This is a genomic window from Paraburkholderia acidiphila (genome assembly GCF_009789655.1).
Taxonomy (GTDB): Bacteria; Pseudomonadota; Gammaproteobacteria; order Burkholderiales; family Burkholderiaceae; genus Paraburkholderia; species Paraburkholderia acidiphila.
Genome location: NZ_CP046911.1, coordinates 739,252 through 760,736, shown reverse-complemented (window position 1 = coordinate 760,736; position 21,485 = coordinate 739,252). Strand labels below are relative to the sequence as shown.

At 63.5% G+C, this 21,485-nt stretch carries 18 protein-coding genes; 11 read left to right on the top strand and 7 right to left on the bottom strand.

Translation table 11 applies throughout. The annotated features are described in order from the left end of the window. Positions 1 to 113: 113 nt before the first annotated feature. On the top strand, positions 114 to 1,277 hold the full coding sequence (locus FAZ97_RS27635; RefSeq protein WP_158761833.1) for a radical SAM protein: 1,164 nt from the start codon (positions 114 to 116) through the stop codon (positions 1,275 to 1,277). Between the two features lie 143 nt (positions 1,278 to 1,420). On the opposite strand, the gene FAZ97_RS27630 is transcribed toward FAZ97_RS27635, so the two are convergent. The 4 genes from FAZ97_RS27630 to FAZ97_RS27615 form a co-directional block, all read right to left on the bottom strand. Continuing rightward, complete coding sequence (locus FAZ97_RS27630; RefSeq protein ID WP_233271849.1) at positions 1,421 to 2,752, bottom strand: leucine-rich repeat-containing protein kinase family protein; 1,332 nt, start codon at positions 2,750 to 2,752, stop codon at positions 1,421 to 1,423. A gap of 123 nt (positions 2,753 to 2,875) precedes the next feature. Further along, positions 2,876 to 4,339: an efflux transporter outer membrane subunit gene (locus FAZ97_RS27625; protein WP_158761831.1), complete on the bottom strand. Its 1,464-nt coding sequence runs from the start codon at positions 4,337 to 4,339 to the stop codon at positions 2,876 to 2,878. Then, positions 4,336 to 7,575: an efflux RND transporter permease subunit gene (locus tag FAZ97_RS27620; RefSeq protein ID WP_158761829.1), complete on the bottom strand. Its 3,240-nt coding sequence runs from the start codon at positions 7,573 to 7,575 to the stop codon at positions 4,336 to 4,338. Before FAZ97_RS27620 ends, FAZ97_RS27625 begins: the two co-directional genes overlap by 4 nt. A 9-nt stretch (positions 7,576 to 7,584) precedes the next feature. Next, positions 7,585 to 8,829 carry an efflux RND transporter periplasmic adaptor subunit gene (locus tag FAZ97_RS27615; protein WP_158762439.1) on the bottom strand — a complete coding sequence of 415 codons (1,245 nt, stop codon included), beginning with the start codon at positions 8,827 to 8,829 and terminating at the stop codon, positions 7,585 to 7,587. A 300-nt stretch (positions 8,830 to 9,129) separates the two neighbouring features. Between FAZ97_RS27615 and FAZ97_RS27610 the strand changes: the two genes are divergently transcribed. Further along, positions 9,130 to 9,771 (top strand): TetR/AcrR family transcriptional regulator, encoded by a 642-nt coding sequence (locus FAZ97_RS27610; protein ID WP_158761827.1) that lies wholly within the window; start codon positions 9,130 to 9,132, stop codon positions 9,769 to 9,771. Between the two features lie 27 nt (positions 9,772 to 9,798). Here FAZ97_RS27610 and FAZ97_RS27605 read toward each other — a convergent pair whose 3' ends face one another. Further along, positions 9,799 to 10,254, bottom strand: coding sequence for an MEKHLA domain-containing protein (locus FAZ97_RS27605; protein ID WP_158761825.1), 456 nt, complete (start codon positions 10,252 to 10,254; stop codon positions 9,799 to 9,801). A gap of 367 nt (positions 10,255 to 10,621) precedes the next feature. Here FAZ97_RS27605 and FAZ97_RS27600 point away from each other — a divergent pair, with 367 nt between their 5' ends. The 3 genes from FAZ97_RS27600 to FAZ97_RS27590 all read left to right on the top strand — a co-directional run bounded on the left by FAZ97_RS27600 (position 10,622) and on the right by FAZ97_RS27590 (position 13,227). Further along, positions 10,622 to 12,163, top strand: a complete 1,542-nt coding sequence (locus FAZ97_RS27600) for a methyl-accepting chemotaxis protein (protein WP_158761824.1) — start codon at positions 10,622 to 10,624, stop codon at positions 12,161 to 12,163. Between the two features lie 142 nt (positions 12,164 to 12,305). Further along, a complete protein-coding gene (locus FAZ97_RS27595) occupies positions 12,306 to 12,800 on the top strand; it encodes a molybdopterin-dependent oxidoreductase (RefSeq protein ID WP_158761822.1) in 495 nt (164 codons plus the stop codon). Positions 12,801 to 13,020: 220 nt separating this feature from the next. Continuing rightward, positions 13,021 to 13,227 (top strand): hypothetical protein, encoded by a 207-nt coding sequence (locus FAZ97_RS27590; protein WP_158761820.1) that lies wholly within the window; start codon positions 13,021 to 13,023, stop codon positions 13,225 to 13,227. Positions 13,228 to 13,268: 41 nt separating this feature from the next. Here the strand turns inward: FAZ97_RS27590 and FAZ97_RS27585 are convergent, their stop codons facing one another. After that, positions 13,269 to 13,637 carry an antibiotic biosynthesis monooxygenase family protein gene (locus FAZ97_RS27585; RefSeq protein ID WP_199272172.1) on the bottom strand — a complete coding sequence of 123 codons (369 nt, stop codon included), beginning with the start codon at positions 13,635 to 13,637 and terminating at the stop codon, positions 13,269 to 13,271. 94 nt (positions 13,638 to 13,731) lie between these two features. Between FAZ97_RS27585 and FAZ97_RS27580 the strand changes: the two genes are divergently transcribed. The 4 genes from FAZ97_RS27580 to FAZ97_RS27565 all read left to right on the top strand — a co-directional run bounded on the left by FAZ97_RS27580 (position 13,732) and on the right by FAZ97_RS27565 (position 18,040). Continuing rightward, entirely contained in the window at positions 13,732 to 14,208 is a 477-nt protein-coding gene (locus tag FAZ97_RS27580; protein ID WP_158761819.1) for a MarR family winged helix-turn-helix transcriptional regulator, read from the top strand. 102 nt (positions 14,209 to 14,310) lie between these two features. Continuing rightward, a complete protein-coding gene (gene cls, locus FAZ97_RS27575; RefSeq protein WP_158761817.1) occupies positions 14,311 to 15,582 on the top strand; it encodes a cardiolipin synthase in 1,272 nt (423 codons plus the stop codon). Positions 15,583 to 15,714: 132 nt separating this feature from the next. Next, positions 15,715 to 16,701 (top strand): GNAT family N-acetyltransferase, encoded by a 987-nt coding sequence (locus tag FAZ97_RS27570; RefSeq protein ID WP_158761815.1) that lies wholly within the window; start codon positions 15,715 to 15,717, stop codon positions 16,699 to 16,701. A gap of 97 nt (positions 16,702 to 16,798) precedes the next feature. Next, a complete protein-coding gene (locus tag FAZ97_RS27565) occupies positions 16,799 to 18,040 on the top strand; it encodes a cystathionine gamma-synthase family protein (protein ID WP_158761814.1) in 1,242 nt (413 codons plus the stop codon). Positions 18,041 to 18,103: 63 nt separating this feature from the next. Here the strand turns inward: FAZ97_RS27565 and FAZ97_RS27560 are convergent, their stop codons facing one another. Beyond that, the gene (locus FAZ97_RS27560; protein ID WP_158761812.1) at positions 18,104 to 19,006 is read right to left on the bottom strand and encodes an NAD-dependent epimerase/dehydratase family protein; all 903 of its coding nucleotides are present in this window, start codon (positions 19,004 to 19,006) and stop codon (positions 18,104 to 18,106) included. A 325-nt stretch (positions 19,007 to 19,331) separates the two neighbouring features. Between FAZ97_RS27560 and FAZ97_RS27555 the strand changes: the two genes are divergently transcribed. Together FAZ97_RS27555 and dapA are read left to right on the top strand one after the other, a co-directional pair. Next, entirely contained in the window at positions 19,332 to 20,480 is a 1,149-nt protein-coding gene (locus FAZ97_RS27555) for a porin (RefSeq protein ID WP_158761810.1), read from the top strand. A gap of 85 nt (positions 20,481 to 20,565) precedes the next feature. Next, the gene (gene dapA, locus FAZ97_RS27550; protein WP_158761809.1) at positions 20,566 to 21,453 is read left to right on the top strand and encodes a 4-hydroxy-tetrahydrodipicolinate synthase; all 888 of its coding nucleotides are present in this window, start codon (positions 20,566 to 20,568) and stop codon (positions 21,451 to 21,453) included. Positions 21,454 to 21,485: the final 32 nt, after the last annotated feature.

Here is a 21,485-nt window from a genome sequence, read left to right as displayed (position 1 = left end):
AAACCGGATGTGTTCAATCCATTTTTGGACGAATATCACATGCGATCCGGTGCGGGTACCGAGCGTGGCCTATGATGGTTCGTGCGCAGTGAGTCAGCAACCATGAGGACACCATGGACATGACAGAGCGGACCATCAAGTGGCGCAGTCTGCCAAATGTAAGCAGCGCGATCGAACCGCGCAGTCCATTGCCTGCGGTCTGTGACGTATCGGTTACGAACGTTTGCAACGCTGCGTGCGACTTCTGCGGCTTTTCACGCGAGAAGAAACTCGCGGGCCCGCGCCGCTACATCGACCCCGATGACTTCGCGCGTGCCATGCCGATGCTGCGCAAACGCAGGATTCGCTACATGACGCTGCAGGGCGGCGAGCCGCTGGTCCACCCGCAGATCGAATCGCTCGTAGCGTCGGCCACGCAAGCCGGCATCCAGTGCGGCGTGATCACGAACGGCTGGTTCCTGCCTCGCCATATCAAGCAACTGGCTGGCGCCGGCCTCAAGCGTCTCCTGATCTCGATCGATAGCGCGGACATGCGCGAGCACGAGCGTAATCGCGGCCTGCCAGGCCTCGAGGGCCGCATCCGCGAGGGCATCGCTCAAGCGCATGGATTCGGCATTCCGGTCTGCGCGACGGTTACGGTAAGCCATCTGGTCCATTACGAATCGCTTCCTGAAACGCTCGATCGGCTTGGCTTCGATTCCGTGGTGTTCTCCTATCCGAGGCGCGACGCATTCGGTTCCACGTCACTCGTGTACGACGAACATTCGAAGCTCGTCGACCTCAGCCGAGACGAACTGCTCGAAGCATTGAGTGCAATCGAGCGCCTCAAAAAGCACTTTCGCGTGATGGATCCGAGCGCCGCGCTGAGCGAGGTTGCACGCTTCGTGCGCGGCGAGCAGCAACGCATTCCGTGTATTGCCGGCAGCAAGTATTTTTATATCGACTGGAACCTCGATGTCTGGCGCTGCGGGCCGTGGCATGAGCCGATGGGCTCCGTGTTCGACCTCGACCGCCTGCCCGATCAACGGGAACCCTGCAACGCCTGCATGATGGGCTGCTACCGCCATGCCAGCGTCCTCATGCACGGTGCGATGGGCGTCACTGAATCGGTCTATGCGCTGGGCAGGGGCGAGCTTCGCACTGCTGTCAGCTTGTTGTTTCAGCGCGGCGTTGCGTATTCGCTGTGGGCGCTGGCCACCGAAGAATTACCGCGTACCGCGCTTGCCGCACTTGCGGGACGGACCGGCCCACGCCGGTCGTCGCCACAAAGTGCGTAGATGAAAGTCACGGGCAGACCACCGTCATTTTGAATGGCCCGCCGTGCGCCGCTGAATGCGTTCGCGATCCGTTGCTGCGTCGCAGGGGGAAAGCGCCTCGGGGCGCAAACTGCTTGTGCTCGATCGAACGAACGCTCAGACGCTCAAGCGCTCAACGCAGACAGCCGCTCGACAATCTCGTCGAACGAGGGCCGCATCTCGACCTGCCCGGCGAAACAGTCGGCTATGAGCGCGTCGAACCCGGCGGCGCGATCATGCGCTTCGCCGGCCAAACGTTGCGCGAGTTCTTCGAGCAGGCAGCCGAACGCACGCACCTCGATACGTTCGAGCGCCTGCGCGCGTGCGCGATCGTCGATGTCATGGAGCGACGCCGCGCCGAAGTCGCCCAGCAGCACGTGCCCTGCACCGTCGTGCAGGATGTTGTGCGCGTAGAGATCGCCGTGCATGATCCCGCGCCCGTGCAGATGCCGCGCCGCCGAAGCAATCCCGCGCGCGATCTGCAACGCCACTGGCCGGTCGAACCGCACATCGGCCGCGTAGACGTCGCGCGTGCACGAGTCGAGGCTCGGAGGCCCGGCGAGACTGCCGAATGACGGATGGATCAGCGCCATCACGAGGCCGTGCTCGCCCAACGGATGACCCGTGGTCTTGCCGTGCACCGGGATGAGGTTCGGGTGCGAACCGGCTTGCAGACACGCGGCCATTTCAAGCTCCGGCAAGCCGTCGCTCGTCACCGCGCCCTTGAACAGCTTGACGGCGACCGCCTCCACCGGATGCCCGTCGCGCAAAAGACGCGTCGCGCGATGCGTCACGCCCGAGGCGCCCTCGCCGAGCGTTTGTCCCAGCGCGAGCGCATGCCAGTCGATGTCGGGCACCGGCGCGTCGGCCAGCGCCACCTGCTCGCGCATGGTATTCAGCGGATTGCCCGCGTAAGCGAGCCAGGCGAGGCGCGGCAGGCGCAGCAGCCAGTCGGGCAACGCGTCGAGCCGGTTCGCCGCGATCCGCAGCAATTCGAGCCGGCTGCACGAGGCCATCGTCTCGGGCAGCGAGCGCAGCCGGTTGCCGGCCAGCATCAGCTTCTGCAGATTCGGACGCTCGCCGATTTCGGGCGGCAGTGCGTCGACGTCGTTATCGGTGAGGATCAGCCAGCGCAATTGCGGCGGCAGCGCACTCCCTGAAACGCGCCGGATGCGGTTCGCCTTGAAGCCGACCATGCTCAGCGACTCGCACTCGCCAAGTACCGGCGGCAACTCGGTGAACGGGTTATTCGAGGCGAACAGGATGCGCAGATGGCGCAGCCTCGGCAGGTCGTGCGGCAACGACGTGAGCGCATTGTCCGAGAGGTCGAGCACCTCCAGGGTGTCGGCGAGATCGAAGATCTCGCGCGGGAATTCGGTCAACTCGCAGGCGAGCTTGAGCTGTCGTGCGCCGGCGAGCTGCCCGTCACGCAGTTGTTCGAGGGAGGCGGTCTTCACGCGTGAATTGAATGGCAAATGGCAAGGAAATCGCGAACGCCGGCGCTCATGGTACTCACAGCAGCGGCGACTATCGCAATTCTAGCGGGTTGCGCGCTGCGCTCGCATTTTGCCTCACAGGCTTCAGGAGCGCGCCGCGTCGCTTGCGGCCGCTTGTTCCTGCACGCCCGTCTCGGACCAGCCGCCGCCCAGCACCTTGTAGAGCGTGACCTGATTCGACAGCTTCGCCAGCTCGTCGGTCACCAGTTGCTCCTGTGCGGTGTAGAGCGTGCGCTGCGCCGTCAGCAAGGTCAGGAAGCTGTCCGTGCCGGTCTTGTAGCGCGCCTGCGCGAGATCGTAGTAGTCCTGCGCCGATTTCACGTAGTCGCGGTCCGCCGCAACCTGATCGACATAGGTCGCGCGCCCCGCCAGTGCGTTCGACACTTCCTTGAACGCCGTTTGAATCGCCTTTTCGTAGTCGGCCACGTCGATATCCTTCTCGATCTTCGCAACGTCGAGCGACGCCTTGTTGCTGCCGTAGTCGAAGATCGGCATCGTGATCGACGGCGCGAACGTCCACGCGCCCGTGCTCGCCTTGAACAGCTGCGAGAGGCTCGTGCTGGCGGTGCCGGCGCTCGCGGTCAGCTCGATTTTCGGAAAGAACGCCGCGCGCGCGGCGCCGATATTCGCGTTCGCGGCCTTCAGCGTATGCTCGGCCTCGATGATATCGGGCCGGCGCGCGAGCAAGTCGGACGGGATACCCGCATCGACGTCGGCCAACATCGCGTCGCTGTCCAGCAGCGTGGGCCCCGTGCTGAAGTCATCCGGCAGCGGACAGCCAATTTCGGCGACCAGATTGTTGCGGTCCTGCGCGACCGCGCGCGTGTACGAGGCCACACTCGCACGCGCGCTCGCCAGCGTAGTCTGCGCCTCGCGCACGTCCTGAAGCGACGCGCTGCCGATCTTCATCATGCTCACCGTGAGGTCGTAGGTGCGCTGGTTGGCCGTGGCGGTGTCGGTCGAGATCTTCAGCAAGGTCTCGTCGGAGAGCAACTGCAGATAATCGGTTGCAACGTCCGCCACGAGCGAAAGCTGCGTGCTGGTGCGCGAGGCCTGCGTCGACAGATAGTTTTCGAGCGCCTGGCGCTTCAGGCTCCGGATGCGCCCGAAGAAGTCGATTTCCCACGACGTCGTGCCGACCGACACGGTATTCGAGTGGCTCACCGCGCCGTCGGTGCGCGTGTTCGTGACCGAGCCGCCGGCGTCGATCGTCGGCGCGAGTTCCGCGCGCGTGATGCGGTACTGCGCCTCGTACTCGGCCACCTGCAGCGCCGCGACGCGCAAGTCGCGATTGTGGCCGAGCGCGAGCGCGATCAGCTCCTGCAGGCGCGGGTCCTTGAAATACTCGCGCCAGCCGACGTCGGCGGCGTTCGGTGCCGCGTATGACGCCGGCGACGCCGGCGCCGCTGCCGCCGATGCACTCGCACCGTACGCGGCGCCCGTTGGCCACGCGGTCTCGACCGGCGCTGCGGGCCGTTGATAAACCGGGTCAAGCGAACACGCGCTCAATACCGCCGCACAGAGCACGGAGAGAAGTTTCAATTTCATTCAGGGTCCTTTGCGAGCTGCGCGGCTTCGCCATGTTCCTTGAACAGTCTGCGTACCACGATGAAGAACACGGGCACGAAGAAGATGGCGAGCGCCGTTGCCGCGATCATCCCGCCGGCAACGCCGGTTCCGATCGCATGGCGCGCGGCCGAGCCCGCGCCGGTGCTGATCACGAGCGGCAGCACGCCGAACACGAAAGCAAGCGACGTCATGAGAATCGGCCGCAACCGCTGGTGCGCGGCTTCGAGCGTGGCCTCGACAAGCCCGCGCCCCTGTGCCTGCAGGTCCTTCGCGAACTCGACGATCAGGATCGCGTTCTTGGTTGCCAGACCGATTGTCGTCAGCAGACCGACCTTGAAATACACGTCGTTCGACAGGCCGCGCAAGTGCGCGCCCAGCAGTGCGCCCAGCACGCCAATCGGCACCACGAGAATCACAGCAAGCGGCACCGACCAGCTTTCATACAGCCCCGCGAGGCAGAGGAACACGACGATCAGCGAAATGGCATACAGATACGTAGCCTGGGAACCCGCGAGCACTTCCTGATACGACTGCCCCGTCCACTCGATACCGAATCCGGCCGGCAACTGCTTCGCGATATTTTCGACGGCCGCCATCGCCTGGCCCGTGCTCACGCCGGGTGCGGGCTGCGCGCTCATCTGCATCGCCAGTTCGCGGTTATAGCGCTCGATCTGCGGCGGCCCGAAGGTCCAGCGCGTGGTGGCGAACGCGGAGAACGGCACCATCTGGCCGTCGTAGCCCGAGGTCGCCGCCGACGACGTCGATGTCGACGTCGATGTCGATGTCGAACTCGAAGACGAAGACGTAGACGTAGACGAACTTGAGGATGACGAACTACTCGACGACGACGAATCCGCGCGCACATACCACTGCCCGATATCGTCCGGCATCATGCGGTACGGCGCGTCCGCCTGCACGTAGACCTTCTGGATGCGCCCGGTATCGATGTAGTTGTTCACGTACGCCGAACCGAATGCGGTGGAAATCGTCGTGTCGACATCGGCGATCGACAGCCCGAGCGCACTCGCCTTCTCGCGGTCGATATCGACGTAGAGCTGCGGCGTGTCTTCGAGGCCCGCCGGTCGCGTCATCGCAAGCGACGGATCCTTCGCCGCCAGCGCGAGAAACTGGTTGCGCGCCTTCAGCAGCTTGTCATGCCCCTGGCCCGCACGGTCCTCGATCTCGAAGTCGAGGCCGCTCTGCGTGCCGAGGCCATGAATCGCGGGCTCGTTCATCACGAAGATCTGCGCGTCGCGATTGCTCGCGAAGGCGGCGTTCGCACGACTGATCACCGCTTGCGCACTCTCGTTAGAACCGCGCTGGCTCCAGTCCTTCAACTGCACGAACGCGAGCGCGTTGTTCTGCCCTTGTCCGTTGAAGCTGAAGCCGTTCACGGCCATCACGTGCGTTACCGCGGGCTGCTTGAGGAAATACTGCTCGACCTCTGCCACGGTCTTCAGCGTCTTCGAAGCAGGCGTGCCGACCGGCGCCGAAATGGACACCATGATCGAGCCCTGGTCCTCTTCCGGCAGATACGACGAAGGCAGCGTCACGTACAGAATGCCGACCACGCCCGCAATGAGCGCATAGCCCAGCATCCAGCGCGCGGGTTTGGCCACCACGCGCGAGAGCGTCGCGCTATAGCGCGCGTTGCTCTTCGTGAAGAAGCGGTTGAACGCGCCGAGCAAACCGCGGCTTTGCGCGTGCTCGACTGCCGACGGGCTCAGCAAGCTCGCGCACAGCGCGGGCGTGAGCGTCATGGCGAGCAGCACCGAGAGCACCATCGCCGAAACGATGGTGACCGAGAACTGGCGATAGATCGCCCCGGTCGAACCGGAGAAGAACGCCATGGGGATAAAGACGGCGGTCAGCACGGTCGTCACGCCCACGAGCGCGCCGGTGATCTGGCTCATCGCCTTCTTCGTTGCCGCCTTCGCGTCGAGCCGTTCCTCTGCCATGATCCGCTCGACGTTCTCCACAACGACGATCGCGTCGTCCACGAGCAAGCCGATCGCGAGCACCATGGCGAACATCGACAGCACGTTGATCGAGAAGCCGATCGCCGACATCACGCCCAGCGTGCCGAGCAGCGCGACCGGCACGACGATGGTCGGAATCAGCGTCGCGCGCAGGTTCTGCAGGAACAGGTACATCACGAGGAACACGAGGATCACCGCTTCGAAGAGCGTCTTCATGACCTCTTCGATCGAGATCTTCACGAACGGCGTCGAGTCGTACGGATACGCAATCGCCACGTCCTTGGGCAATTGCGGCTGCAATTCCGCGAGCTTGGCGCGCACGGCCTTCGCAACCGCCATGGCGTTCGCGCCGGTCGACAGCTTCACGGCCAGCGCGGCCGCCGGCTTGCCGTCGAGCCGCGACGACGTATCGTACGAGTCGCCGCCCACCTCGACGCGCGCGACGTCCTTGAGCAGCACCTTCGAGCCATCGCTGTTCACGCGCAGGAGAATGCCGCCGAACTGGTCGGACGTCGTCATCAGGCTCGACGCGGAGATCGTCGCGTTGATCGCCTGGGAGTCCGTAGCGGGCGCCCCGCCTAACTCGCCGACGGAAAGCTGCACGTTCTGGTTGGTGACCGCCGTCGTCACATCGGACGCGGTGACGCCAAAACTGCGCATCTTCACGGGATCGAGCCAGATCCGCATGGCATGCTGCGCCCCGAAAAGCGTGACGTCGCCCACCCCGTTGATCTGTGTAAGCGGGTCCTCGATCTGCGTGGCGATGACGTTGCCCAGATCGATCGAATTGAGCGTGCCGCCCGGCGACGACAGTGCGACGATCATTAGAAAGTCGCTCGACGCCTTCGCTACCTGCACGCCCTGCTCCTGCACCGTTTCCGGCAGCGAGGCCGTGGCCTGGGTCACCTTGTTCTGGACCTGCACCTGCGCGATATCCGGGTTGGTGCCCGGCTTGAACGTCAGGTTGATGGTGGCCTGCCCCGCGCCGCTGCTCGTCGACGACATGTACAGCAGGTTGTCGATGCCGGAGAGCTTCTGCTCGATCACCTGGGTGACGGTCTTCGCGACCGTGTCGGCGGAGGCGCCCGGATAGGTCGCGGTGACCTGCACGGAAGGCGGCGCGATGGTCGGATATTGCTCGATCGGCAGCGTGGTGGTCGCCGCGCCGCCAATCAACATGATGACGATCGCGATAACCCACGCGAGGATCGGGCGCTGGATGAAGAAACCTGCCATGCGCCCTCCTTACGACTTTGCCGGTGACGGTGCCGCGGACGTTAGCGAAACGCCCGAGGCGGCAGCGGGCTCACCCGCTTGCGCCGCCACGTGAACAGCGACGCCGGCCTGCACCTTTTGCAGCCCGCTCACGATCACGCGCTCGCCGGTCTTCAGCCCGCTCGTGACGATCCACTGGTCGGCATAGGCGCTGTCCGCCTGCACCGCGACCTGCTTCGCGTGTCCGGTCGCATCGACGACCCACACGCTCGCGCCGCCATCCGAAGCGCGCGTGACCGCGAGCTGCGGTACGAGCAGCGCGCTCGTGCTCTCGCCCTCGTCGAGCTGCGCCCGCACGAACATGCCGGGCAGCAGTTCGCCCTCCGGGTTCGGGAAGACCATGCGCAACGTCACCGAGCCCGTTGTCGCGTCCACGGTGATGCCCGAGAACTGCAGCACGCCCGCGTGCGCGTAGGGCGTGCCGTCCTCCAGCACGAGCTGCACGGCGGCGCCCGTGCCCGAGCGTTTGAGGCGGCCCGAGGCAAATGCCTTGCGCAGGCGCAGCCAGTCGGCGCTCGATCGCGTGACGTCGAGGTACATCTGGTCGTACGCCTGTATGGTGGCGAGCGCCGTGGTCTGCTCGGAGGTCACGAGCGCGCCTTCGGTCACGGAAGAAGCACCGATACGGCCTGAAATGGGCGCCGTGACGCGCGTATAGCCGAGATTGATGCGCGCGGATTCGAGCGACGCACGATCCGCGATCACGTCGGCCTCGTCCTCGCGAACGGCCGCAATCGCATCGTCGTTGTCCTGCGCGCTGACCGCGTTGATTTTCACGAGCTGCGCGTAGCGGTCGGCCTTCGTCTTCGCGGAAGCGAGCGTAGCCTGCGCCTTGGCGAGCGTGCCGCGCGCCTGATCGTAGGTCGCCTGGTAGGTGGCAGGGTCGATCTGATAGAGCACCTGGCCGGCCTTCACGTCCGAGCCTTCGACGAAGAACCGCTTCTGCACGATGCCGCCAATCTGCGGCCGCACATCCGAAACCTTCAGGGCCGAAAGCCGCCCCGAAAGCTCGGCCGTCATCACGATGCGTTGCGGTGCAAGCGTCTTGACGCCGACTTCAACGCTCTGGCCGGCGGAGTGAGCGGGCATTGCGCCGTCGCGACCCTGGCAGCCGGCGATCGCGATTGCGGTCAAGCAGAAAAGCGCTGCGCGAAAGCCGCGGCTTTTCCTGCTCGATCCATCCCTTGCATGAATCTGTAGTGACATATATCCCATCGAATCGGGCATTGAATCGCCTTGCCGGAACATGAACAGGCGCGAAGCAATTGACTCGTACTACTAATTGGTTGAAATCGTGTGGCCCGGAATGGCGATGCCTCGGTACGCGTCACCGTCCAGCCCTGATTGTCGTGTTCCCGATCACATAACTAAACTGAACGGTATGGTTTATAATGGAACGACTGATGGCTGTCAATTACATTACCCGGTCACGAATGTTTCCATCCATGACTGGCCGGCGTGTTTGGGTGGATGCTCGCGTCCCAGCCAGGCGAGCGAGCGAGGCAGGGAGACTGCATGAGAAAGAAGACGGAAGAAAAGCGCCAATCCATCATCGAAGCCGCGCTGGAAGTATTCCGGGACGAGGGCTTCGAGCAGGCGTCGATGACGCAAATCGCAGCGCGATCCGGCGCGTCGAAGGCGACGCTGTATAGCTATTTCGAGTCGAAAGAGGCGTTATTTGCTGAAACAATGACGAGCCGCGCCGGAACGGAAATCCGCGACGCGTTCAGTCAGTTGACACTCGATACACCGCTAGACGAGTCGCTCGTCGCGTTCGGGCTCCACTACCTGAGCGCAGTGCTGCAGCCCTCTTTTCTCGCGATACGCCGGCTGTGCCATCAGGAGGTCGACCGCTCGAACGTGGGCCGGATCTTGTACGAATCGGGCCCGAAACTCGGTTTGATGCACGTGCGCGACTTTCTGACCAGCGCGATCGAGTCGGGCGCGCTTCGGCCGTGCGACACGGGCGTCGCGGCGCACCATTTGCTGGCGCTGCTCGAGGCGGAACTGGTCGAAATCGCAACGCTCGGCTATGAGGTGAAAACCTCGCGCGCGAAATTGCAGCAGGTGGTCAACCGGGCGGTCGACGTATTTCTCGCGGGCTATGCGGTGGCGGAGCCACGAGCGAGCTTGAAGGGCACGCAGCGCCCGCAATGATCCGCGCTTCGCTGGCGCGCGTGCGCCTCAGCAAGGCGCGACGTGCGGAATCATGGCAGCCTGCCCGTGCAGTCCCCCCGCTTCGTCGATCAGTTGCCAGACGATCGCGCGCTCGATCCAGAAGCGCTGCCCGGCCTTCGTGATGCGAATGCCGCGATAGTCTTTCACGAAGCCTTCGCGCGTAACCGAGTCGAGAAATGCCTGCCGCTCGCTACGTTCGGGCGCCTGCGCCGAAAGACGCGAAGGCAGCGCTGTGATTTCGTGCCAGTCGTAGCCGAAGATCGCCTGCGCGCGACGATTGCCATACATGAAGACCGGGTCCGCCTGCGTGCCATGCGCAAGCAAGCCGAACGGCGCGCACTCGTAGAGCCAGGCCGCGCCTTCTGCCTCGCTCATGCCTTCGGGTACGAGCGCGACGCCTAACAGGCGGCGATAGCTGTTCGCGAGAAGACGGAAAAGTTCGGTATCCGTGTGCGGTGACATTCAGACTGGCTCCTTCGAATCGGCGGTTGCGCGTTGCGCAATTCTATCAACCGTCCGTAAAAGCGCGCGCTGCCCATTGGAAGCGGTGGAACAGAAGTGGATGATCGAGATTGCCATTTTACCAAGCATACCGAACTATTATCCTTGATCCCGTCATGCCTCGCCACAACACGCTTTTAAAAGGCTCCGAATAGTCGGACTTTTTTAAAAGCATTTCGATCGCCAGCACCGCGCGAGAAAGATGCTTGCAACGTCTTCCGTATGACGAAAGACGGCGTAATGAGAGAACACTAAAGAAGGACCCGCGCGCGCCGTAATACGGGGGTCGGCGCGCCATGCGCCCTGCGATCTCAGTCATCCGCCCCCTATGAAGCTCAGCCGCAAGATTCCCCTCGCTTTCGCCGCATCGCTCACCCTCATGTCGGCGGGCGCGCTATACGGCATTCACACGCTCAACCAGGCGATCGATACCTATCGCACCACCGTGCAGAACGCCGCCGCGAACGAGCGCATGGTGTCGGCCACGCTCGTCGAGTTCAAGCTGCAAGTGCAGGAGTGGAAAGACACGCTCCTGCGCGGCAAGGACCCGCAGAAACTCGATCGTTACTGGACCGCATTCCAGAAGCGCGAGCGCACGGTGAACGATCTCGCGGCCGCGCTCGAAACGGAGCTGCCCGATGGCGAAGCGCGCACGCTCGTCGAACAGTTCGCCGCCGCGCACGAGGCGATGGGCCAGGGCTACCGCAAGGGCTTCGAGGCGTTCAAGGCGGCGGGCGCCGATCCCGTTGCGGGCGATACCGTGGTCGCCGGTGTCGATCGCGCGCCGGCCCAACTACTCGATCGTGCCGCGCAGACCATTGCCGCCACCAACGCCCAGGTGGCCGCGCAGGCCGCGGTGCAAGCGGCGCACGCCACCATCGTGAGCGCCGTGCTCATGGTGGTCGCGTTCGTGCTCGCGCTGGCGGGCGGCGTGCTGTTCAGCCGCACGGTAACGCGCCCGCTGGGGCGCGCGGTGGGCTTTGCACGCGAGGTCGCCAACGGCGACCTCTCGACCGATCTGCATGCGCAGGGCGACGACGAAACCGCGGAACTGCTCACGGCGCTGGCGAAAATGCAGGCCAGTCTCGCGCGCGTCGTAAGCGAGGTCCGCGCCAATGCCGAAGGCGTGGCGACCGCGAGCGCGCAGATCGCCTCGGGCAACCAGAATTTGTCCTCGCGCACCGAAGAGCAGGCAGCATCGCTCGAAGAAACAGCTGCAAGCATGGAAGAGCTCACGTCGATCGTGCGCATGAACGCACAGAACGCAGAGGAGGCCACCTCGCTTGCGGGCACGGCGGCACAAACCGCCGCGCGAGGCGGCACGGTGATGCGCGGCGTGGTCGGCACGATGCAATCCATCGCCCACAGTTCGAGCAAGGTCGGCGAGATCATCGGCTTGATCGACGGCATCGCGTTTCAGACCAATATTCTCGCGCTCAATGCGGCGGTCGAAGCGGCGCGTGCGGGTGAACAAGGCCGCGGCTTCGCCGTTGTCGCAGGCGAGGTCCGCACGCTCGCGCAGCGTAGCGCGAGCGCGGCGCGCGAGATCAAGACGCTCATCGAGCAGTCGAAAGAACACGTCAAGAACGGATCGTCGCAGGTGGCCGACGCCGGCCAGATCATCGACGAGATCGTCGAAGCCGTGCAGCGGGTTTCCGGCACCGTACAGGATATTTCGACGGCCTCGCGCGAACAGTCGACGGGCATCGAACAGGTGAACATCGCTGTCACGCAAATGGACGAGGTCACGCAGCAGAACGCGGCGCTCGTGGAAGAGGCCTCGGCGGCAGCGCATGCGCTGGCCGAGCAGGCGCACGCGCTGCGCGAGACCGTCGCCGCGTTCAGGCTCAGGAATGCCGCCATGGCCTGACTTCACGCGTGCTCAGGCGCCGCTTCGGGGGCCATAACCGCTCTGGCATGCCCGGCATCTTGTAGACGGCGCTGACGCCGGTCGATCGCGAGCGTAATATACGCGAGGCTATATCGAACGCCACCGGCCCGGAGACTCATACATGGATATCGCGACCGCCCCCGCCTCAATCGACAACGCCGCGGAGCAATCCGCCCCGCTTCGGCTCACGGGCAGCCTCGTGCATCCGATGTCGCTCTCGCTCGAGGCGCTCCGGCAATATCCGGCCGTGACGTGCCCGGCGTTCGATCTGCGCTGCTACACGACGCAGCGCTTCATCCGGACGGTCCCGCCCTATCGCGGCGCGCGCTTGACGGACCTGCTCGAAGCGGCGCAGCTGCGCAATGACGTGCATGGCGACTTCAAGCGCATGGTTTTCCTCGCCGTCGGCCACGACGGTTACTTCGTCACGTTCTCGTGGCACGAACTGTTCAATACGCCCGTAGGCCAGCAGGTCATCGTCGCGTACGAATGCGGGGACACAACGCTCGACGCACAGCAGGGCGCCCCCGTGCTGTTCTCCGGCGCCGATCTCGTGCCCGCGCCGCGCCACGTCAAACGTCTCGCGCGCATCGAGGCGCGCGTGCTCGCGCTCTAAGCCCTCCGTATCCGCCCCTGTTTCGTGGGGCTTTCGTGGGGCTTTCGTGAGGCATCAGGCCGCACGAAATCTTCACGAGTTACTTGCCAGCCAATCTTACGGAATGTAAACTTCACGTAAGCTTTGGATTCGGGACACACCTTCCCTGAGCTTCTGGCGAACTTCGCGACAATCCATCGATTATTTAGTCATCCTTTAATTCACCATCAAGGAGAAAAACGTGATCACGTACTTCAGCCGACTCAACGCCACGTTCGCCATTGCCGGCCTCCTGATGATGGCACCGTTCATGGCCATGGCCCGCTTGCCAGCGCCGACCGCTTCCCCGCATGGCGACTCCATCGCCAAGAACCGTATCGCAAGCCGCGCGGCAAACGACGAGCATCGCGCCAGCGAAGCTGATGCAAGTGAATCTGCCGGTAAGTGATAAGGGTTCCTGATCGAATTTCAAAAACGCAAAAGCCGTGTCTAACTCGCGCAAATCCCCGGCACGGCAACCTTCTGGAAGATATGCGGCGAAGCAATCACCGATGAGGGATATGCGGCGAGGCTCGAACGAAACCCAGGCTGGGAGAACGCCGCCCGAAAATGCGCGGTCGACTCCCAGACCGCGTAATTCATATAGGCCGGATGCGCCCCAATCGCGCGATGGAGTTGCGTTGAAATGAAGCCGGGCTGCTGCTTCATGAATGCGGCGTCGTCCTGCCAAACCTCAAGAAACTTCGCCTCGTCCGCCGGATCGAGCGTGAAGACGTTGACGAGCACAACGGGCTCGGCGTCAATGGCAAGTTGACGCTCGATCGGGCAGGAAGGATCGAGCGGTCGCAATTGCAGCATGGTGCACTCCTGGTTCTGGAAAATGATGTCAACCTGTCACGGCCAATTTATAGTAAATTGACATGATGATGTCAATTTGAAAATATGGTGACATATGCGCGAACCTGTGAGAACACCGGCCGGGGAACGCCTGTCGAGCATCATGCTCGATCTCTTCCGGCTCAATAGCGGACTGCTGACTTCGGGAGATCGGCTCGTCGAGGGCCTCGGGCTTACGAGCGCACGCTGGCAAATACTGGGCGCCATCCGTGCCGCCGAGCGGCCACAGCCGGTGGCCTGGATCGCCCGCGATCTGGGCGCCAACCGGCAAAACGTACAACGGATCGTCAACGACCTCGCAAACGACGCTCTGGTGCGTTTCGAGGCAAACCCACACCATCGCCGCGCGCAGCTGGTCGTTCTGACCGATGCGGGCCGGCAGGCATTCGAAGCCGCCATGCGTCTTCAGGCCCCTTGGGTCAACCGCCTGGCCGAAGGCGTGACGGTCACCGAGATCAAGGCCGCGCATCGCGTCATGATGAAACTGCAGGCGAACCTCGACGAGATGGACGAAGCCGCCGACACGGATTGATTGCCTGCGGCCACTCGCGCATGCAATGTGCTACCAGCATGGGATCGTTCCCAGGCGGGCGCCGGGACACTCAGGGATCCATCCGCCAGGCGAGGCCCACACATGCCGACAATTGCCCTCATTGCCGTGACCGTCGCGGTGACGCTCGTCGTCATCCTGGTCATCGCGAACCTCACGAGCGGCGAGAAGAAGATCGAGCACAACATCGAACGGCTCTACGCAAGCGACAGTCCGCAGTTCATCCGCTCGATGGGACTGCTGCTCGGGCCACCCGTCGTGGGCGGCAATCGCTTCAAGGCGCTCGTGAACGGCGACGCAATCTTTCCGTCGATGCTGGAGGGCATGCGCTCGGCACAGCACACCATCACCTTCGAAACCTTCATTTACTGGTCCGGCGCGATCGGCGAGGAATTTGCACGAGCGCTGGCAGACAAGGCGCGCGCGGGTATCGCCGTGCATGTGCTGCTCGACTGGGTTGGCTCCTCGAAGATGGACAAGCGCTACCAGCAAATGCTGCGCGAGGCCGGCGTCCAGCTCGTGCTGTATCACAGGCCGCACTGGACCGGTCTTGGCCGTATGAACGACCGCACGCACCGCAAGCTGCTCGTGATCGACGGGCGCATCGGCTTTACGGGGGGCGTAGGGATCGCCGATGAATGGACCGGCCACGCGCAGGACGAAAAACACTGGCGCGATACGCACTTTCGCGTTGAAGGTCCGGCGGTCGGGCAGATGCAGGCCGTCTTCATGGACAACTGGGTCAAGTCCACAGGCAATGTGCTGCACGGACCGAAATATTTTCCGGCGATCGACGCCGCGGGCAATGGCCTCGCACACATGTTCAGCAGCTCGCCTTCGGGTGGCAGCGACGACATGGAGCTGATGTACCTCATGGCGATCACCGCCGCGACGCGCTCCATTCATCTGTCGACGGCATACTTCGTGCCGGACAAGCTCACGATCAACGCGATAGTCGAAGCGGCGAAGCGCGGCGTGAAGGTGCGCATCATCACGCCCGGCAAGCGCATCGACACCCACACGGTGCGCGAGGCGTCGCGAGCTTGCTGGGGCGACCTGCTCGCGGCGGGCGTTCAGATGTACGAGTATCAGCCGACGATGTTCCACTGCAAGCTGATCGTCGTCGACGAATACCTGGTGTCGGTCGGCTCGACCAACTTCGACAGCCGCTCGTTCAAGCTCAACGACGAGGCCAATCTCAACATCTACGACCGCGATTTCGCGCGTGAGCAGACCGCGATTTTCGATGCCGACGCCGCCCTCGCGAAGCGCATCACGCTTGACGACTGGCGCCGCCGGCCGCTGCGCGAAAGGCTGCTGGAACACGCGGCCGCCCTGCTCGATTCGCAACTGTGATCCGCGTCGACGATATCCCGCCCGCCGGCACGCTCGCTGCGGGCCAATCGACAACGAAGCGAAGATCGCAGACAATCGATGCCCTACATCGGGCAGTGACCAGAACAGTCAGAATTAAAGGGACCGCAACCCATGCTGCACATCGAGGATCTGGCCACGCCGCCGGAGGGCTTTCTGCGCGACGAGCCGGAGGGGGCGGAGTTTTACGAGGCCTTTCAGACGGCCCGGCTGGACGATTTCAGCTTCGGGTATTTCGCCGTGTACCGGGACAGCGCGCTCGTGACTGTGGCGCCCTACTTCGTGATGAATTTCCGGCTCAATACGCTGCTTCCCAGCGGCTGGCTGAAGAACAGTTTGAGCTGGATCCGCTTCAAGCTGGCCTGCATCGGGCATCCGACCGTGGACGCGGGCCGCATCCAGGGAGAAGTCTCGCAGGAGACGCTCGCGGCCATCAGCACGGCGCTTGCGAAGAAAGGGAGCCTGCTCGCTTACAAAGGTTTCGGCGAGGATTTGCCGCTGAGCGGCTTCGTGGCGGCAAAAGGCCTGCCCGTGCCCGTGCTGTCGATCGGCCCAGACTACTACCAGGCCATGAAGAGCGACCGCAGAAACCTGCTCAAGCGCAAGCTGAAGAAGGCGGCTGCGCTGCGCTATGAAGAATGCGCGGGACTGCCCGATCATCTCGTCGACAAAGTGTATGCGCTGTATCTGAACACCTGGCAAAAGGCCGAGTTGAAGTTTGAAAAGCTCACGCCCGAGTATTTCGCCAACACCCGCAGCTTGAGCCATTATTTGCTGTACTTTCTGGACGACGAGCTGATCGGCTTCACCCAGTTGATCGGCAAGGGGCGGCACCTCGTCAACCGCTATATCGGGCTCGACTACGCGAGGAGCCACGAATACGGCCTGTATTTCGCCATGTTCATTCGCACGGTCGAATTCGGCATTCGCGAAGGCTTCGAGGAAATCGAACTGGGCGCCACGTCCTACGAGTTCAAACGCATTCTGGGCGCGCGCCAGATTCCCACGTGGAATCACTACCGGCACAACAATGCGCTGGTCAACTGGCTGCTCGGCAAACTGCGTAGCGTGCTGGAACCGTCGGAGTCCGAACTGCGTTAGCGCTCGTGCAAACTGGGCGCGGCGCGCCCCAATGCCAGCAACACGCGTTACAGGCGATAATGTGCCAAACGCAATCGACTTGAGATACGGAGTAAGGATGAGCAAGCAAGGCTTCACCACTGGCATCGTTCACGGCGACAGGATCGCGGGCACCGAGCACGGCGGCGTGCGCCAGCCGATTCATACGTCCGTGCAATACGGTTTCGAGCGCGTCGAAGACCTGATCGGCGTGTTTCAGGGCACGAAGAAAGGCGGCTTCAACTACGCACGGCAAGGCACCCCCACGACCGCCGCGCTGGAGCGCAAGATCACGAGTCTGGAAGGCGGCACCGGCACGGTCTGCTTCAGTACCGGCATGGCCGCGATCACGGCAACCTTCCTGACGCTGCTGCGCGCGGGCGATCATCTCGTGTCGAGCCGTTACGTGTTCGGCAACACCAACAGCCTGTTCGGCACGTTGCGCACGCTCGGCGTGGAAGTCACGACCGTCGACGCCTGCGAAGCCGAAAACGTGAAGAACGCCATCCGGCCGAACACGCGCATGGTGTTCGTCGAAACCATCGCGAATCCAGGCACGCAGATTCCCGACCTGCAAGGCATCGGCGCGCTGTGCCGTGAGCGCGGCATCGCCTACGTCGTCGACAACACGATTACCTCGCCCGCGTTGTTTCAGCCGAAAGCGGTCGGCGCGGGCCTCGTCATCAACTCGCTCACGAAGACCATCGCGGGCCATGGCGCCGCGCTCGGCGGCGCGGTGACGGATACGGGCCTGTTCGACTGGAGCGCGTATCCGAACATCGCCGACGACTATCGGCGTTCGCCGGCGAAGGATCAGGGGCTCCTGCAGATCCGCAAGAAGGGCCTGCGCGACATGGGTGCATCGCTGTCTTCGGAGCAGGCGCACGCCATCGCAATGGGTGCGGAAACGCTCGCGCTGCGCGTGAAGCAAAGCAGCGACAATGCGCTCGCGCTCGCGCAGTTTCTCGAAGGCCACGCTGCCATCGGCAAGGTGTTTTATCCGGGTCTCAAGAGCCATCCGCAATACGAGGTCGCGCAAACGCTCTTCAAGGGCGCGTCATGGCTGCTCTCGTTCGAACTGCTCAACGCGGAGCGCATGATCGACGTGGTCAACGCGCTCGAACTGCCGATCAAGGCGACCGGTCTCGGCGACACACGCACGCTCATCATTCCCGTCGCGCCGACGATCTTCTTCGAAGCCGGCGCGGAAACGCGCAAGGCGATGGGCATTTCCGACGGCATGCTGCGCCTTTCCGCGGGCATCGAGGATATCGACGATCTGATCGCCGACTTCTCGCAAGCGCTCAAGCTGGCTGCGTAACGCCTCGCGCGCCGCTTTCGTGAACAGGGCCAGCATGCGCTGGCCCTTTCGCGTTTACAACGCTCATGGATTGAAGCGTTTCGCCTCTTCGCGCCAGTAATGCTGCTGCTTCCAGCCAAGCAGCCGTTTGAGTTTCTCGTTGCTGAGCAGCCCCTCGAACTCGCCAAGCGCCTTCTTGACCGGCACGCCAGGATAGTAGCGATCCAGCAGGGTCTGGGTCGGCAAGTCGGAAGACACGTCGTCGGCCGCGACGTTCATGATCTCGAAGCCGAGCCCGTCCGTTTCGATGGCCAGCCTGCACGCGTTGGCGAGATCTCGCCCGTCGATATAGCTCCACGCAATGCGCTTGCGCAGCGCCGGGTCCTTCAGCCACGTGGAAAACTTCGCGTAGTCCTCGGGATCGAGCACGTTGCCAATACGAAAGCAGTAGATGTCCGATCCGGTGCGCGCCTGGAATGCCTTTGCGGTCACTTCGTTGACCACTTTCGAGGTCGCGTAGCTGTCCATCGGATCGACGGGATAGTCCTCGTCGAGCGGAAAGTACGCGGGATCGCGATGGCGGTGGGCGAACACCACGCCGTAAGTCGTCTCGCTCGACGCCACGATCACCTTGCGCACACCCAGTTTCGAAGCGGCGTCCAGAATGTTGTAGGTCCCCATCACGTTGATGCGGTAGACCTCGTTATCGGTCGTCAACATGATGCGAGGGATCGCCGCAAAGTGAACGATCGCGTCGATCGGTTGCGGCTCCAGGTCGTCCGCGAATTCCACCGGCGCCGTGGTCGACGCGATCGCATTGAAGACCTGGCCCGCGTCCGTAATGTCCGTGATCAGCGTGCGCGCGGTGCGCTTGGGCATGGGCACGCGGTCCAGATTCAATACCTCGTAGCCGTGCGCCACCAGGTTTTCGACCACCCATTTACCGGCGAGGCCGCTGCCGCCGGTCACCATGACTCGCTTTGCCATCTGTCTCTCTCCTGTTCGTCGCTCGATGCCAGCCGCTGCGAATGGGCACGTTACCGCAAACATCGGCCGCCTGTAACGATCACCCACTCCTTTCCAGCCGGGTGGAATACCCGCAGGACGTTCAATCAATTTGCCCGGTCCACGGCTGACAAATCCTCCCAAAAATGATCGATTCAATCAAATTCAGGGTTTTCCCTTGGTTGAATTGCTCGTTTCACTCAAATAAGATGACTCAACCGATCAATTACGGCGTATCGAATCACTGAAACCCGCCCTCCTTTGATCGAATCAATCAAATAACCCACCCAGCCGGAGACAAAAAACGATGAGAAGGACCACCGCCATGCTTGGCTTGCTAGGCGCCGCGATCGGTGCACATGCGCAAAGCAGCGTCACCCTCTACGGTTTGATCGACACGTCGCTCGTGTATACGAACAACCAGAAGGGGTCGGCGAACTACCAGATGTCGAGCGGTGTCTTGTCCGGCAGCCGCTGGGGCCTCAAGGGCTCCGAGGATCTGGGTGGCGGGTACGCGGCCATCTTCCAGCTGGAAAACGGTTTTAGCAGCACCACGGGCACGCTGGGCCAGAACGGCCGCATGTTCGGCCGCGCGGCCTGGGTGGGCGCCTCCACGCCGGTCGGCAGCGTCACGCTCGGCCGCCAGAACGAGCCTTCCGCCGATCTCGTCGGCCCGCTCGTCGTCGCGAACCAGTGGGCGGGCGGCATTGGCGCGCATCCGGGCGACACCGACAACCTGTACGTGAATTCGCGCGTGAGCAACAGCATCAAGTTCCTGAGCCAGAGCTATCACGGCTTGCGCGGCGGCGCGCTGTTCAGCTTCGGCGGCACGCCGGGCGCGTTCAACAACAACCGCATCTGGAGCCTCGTGGCGGGCTATTCGCAAGGACCGCTCGCGCTGGCCGCGTCGTACATCAACACCTCGCGCCCCAACACGGCGCTGTGGGACGGCACGGCGGGCGCCGCGCCCATTTCGCCGAACAACTCGCCGATCTTCTCGGGCTATACGTCGGCGCGCACGCAGCAAGTCACGTCCGTGGCGGGCAACTACACGCTCGGCAACGCGAAGCTCGGTCTCGTGTATTCGAACTCGCGTTTCGAGGATCTCGGTTCGGGCGCGGCGTCCGCACCCATTGCCGCCTACCATGGAAAAACGGCGGTGTTCGACAATGCCGAAGCGAGCTTCAGCTATCAGTTCACGCCTGCGCTGCTGATGGGCGTAGCGTACGAATATACGAACAGCCACGGCGCCGGCGACGCGCACTACAACCAGGCCAATATCGGCGCCGACTATCTGCTTTCGAAGCGCACCGATATTTACCTGACCGCCGCGTACCAGCGCGCAAGCGGCACGGATTCGACCGGCAAGGCCGCCGTGGCCGCGCTCTGGCCGATCACGGCTTCGAGCAACTCGCATCAGATCGTCGCGGCATTGGGGCTGCGGCACCGGTTTTAGCAGGCAATCAACGGCGGCGCGCTCCATCGCGCCGCCATGCTGGAGGACAACGAGGCGTTGCCCTCCAGCGAAGCGGAGAACGAACATGGCAGTGAATTTCCGGGGCATCATCCCCGCCCTCATCACCCCAATGACCGCCGACGAGGAAGTCGACGAAGCCGGCCTGCGCACGCTCGTCGAGCGCCTGATCGGCGCGGGCGTGCACGCGCTGTTCGTGCTCGGCACCAACGGCGAATTCATCGCGCTTTCCGAGGCGGAAAAGCTGCGCATCGCGCGTATCGCCGTGGATCAGGCGCGCTCGCGCGTGCCCGTGATCGCGGGCACCGGCGCCTACGCCACGCGCGACGTGATCGAGTTGAACAGCAAGATGCGGGATACGGGCGTGGACGCCGTCTCCGTCATCACGCCATATTTCAACGGTGCTTCGCAGCCCGAACTGTTCACGCACTACGAGCGCATCGTGCGCGCCACGCCGCTGCCGGTGATGCTTTACACGATTCCCGCCAAGGCGGGCGTGACGCTCACCATCGACACCGTGCGCCGCCTGGCCGAGATTCCGAACATTCGCGGCATCAAGGACAGCGGCGGCGACTTCGACCGCCTGCTGCAACTCATCAACCTGCGCCGCGACGATTTCGCCGTATTTACAGGCACCGATTCGATGATCCTCTGGTCGCTGATCGCAGGCGGCGACGGCGCCGTAGCCGCCACGACGAATGCGGTCCCGGGCGTCGTGATGTCGATCTGGAATCACTTCCAGGCCGGTGAAATCGAAGCGGCCCGCCGCGCCCAGGAATCGCTGCGCGCGCTGCGCGACGCTTTCGCGCTCGGCACGATGCCGGTCGTGCTCAAGACCGCGGCCGCCATGCTCGGCATGCCCGCCGGCCCGGCGCGCTCGCCTGCGCAGCCGCTCGACGCCGCCACGCGCGAACGCCTCGCGAAGGCGCTCGAAATCTACCCGCGCGTGGCCTGAAGCCACGCCTGCAACCGAACGAACGCCCATTA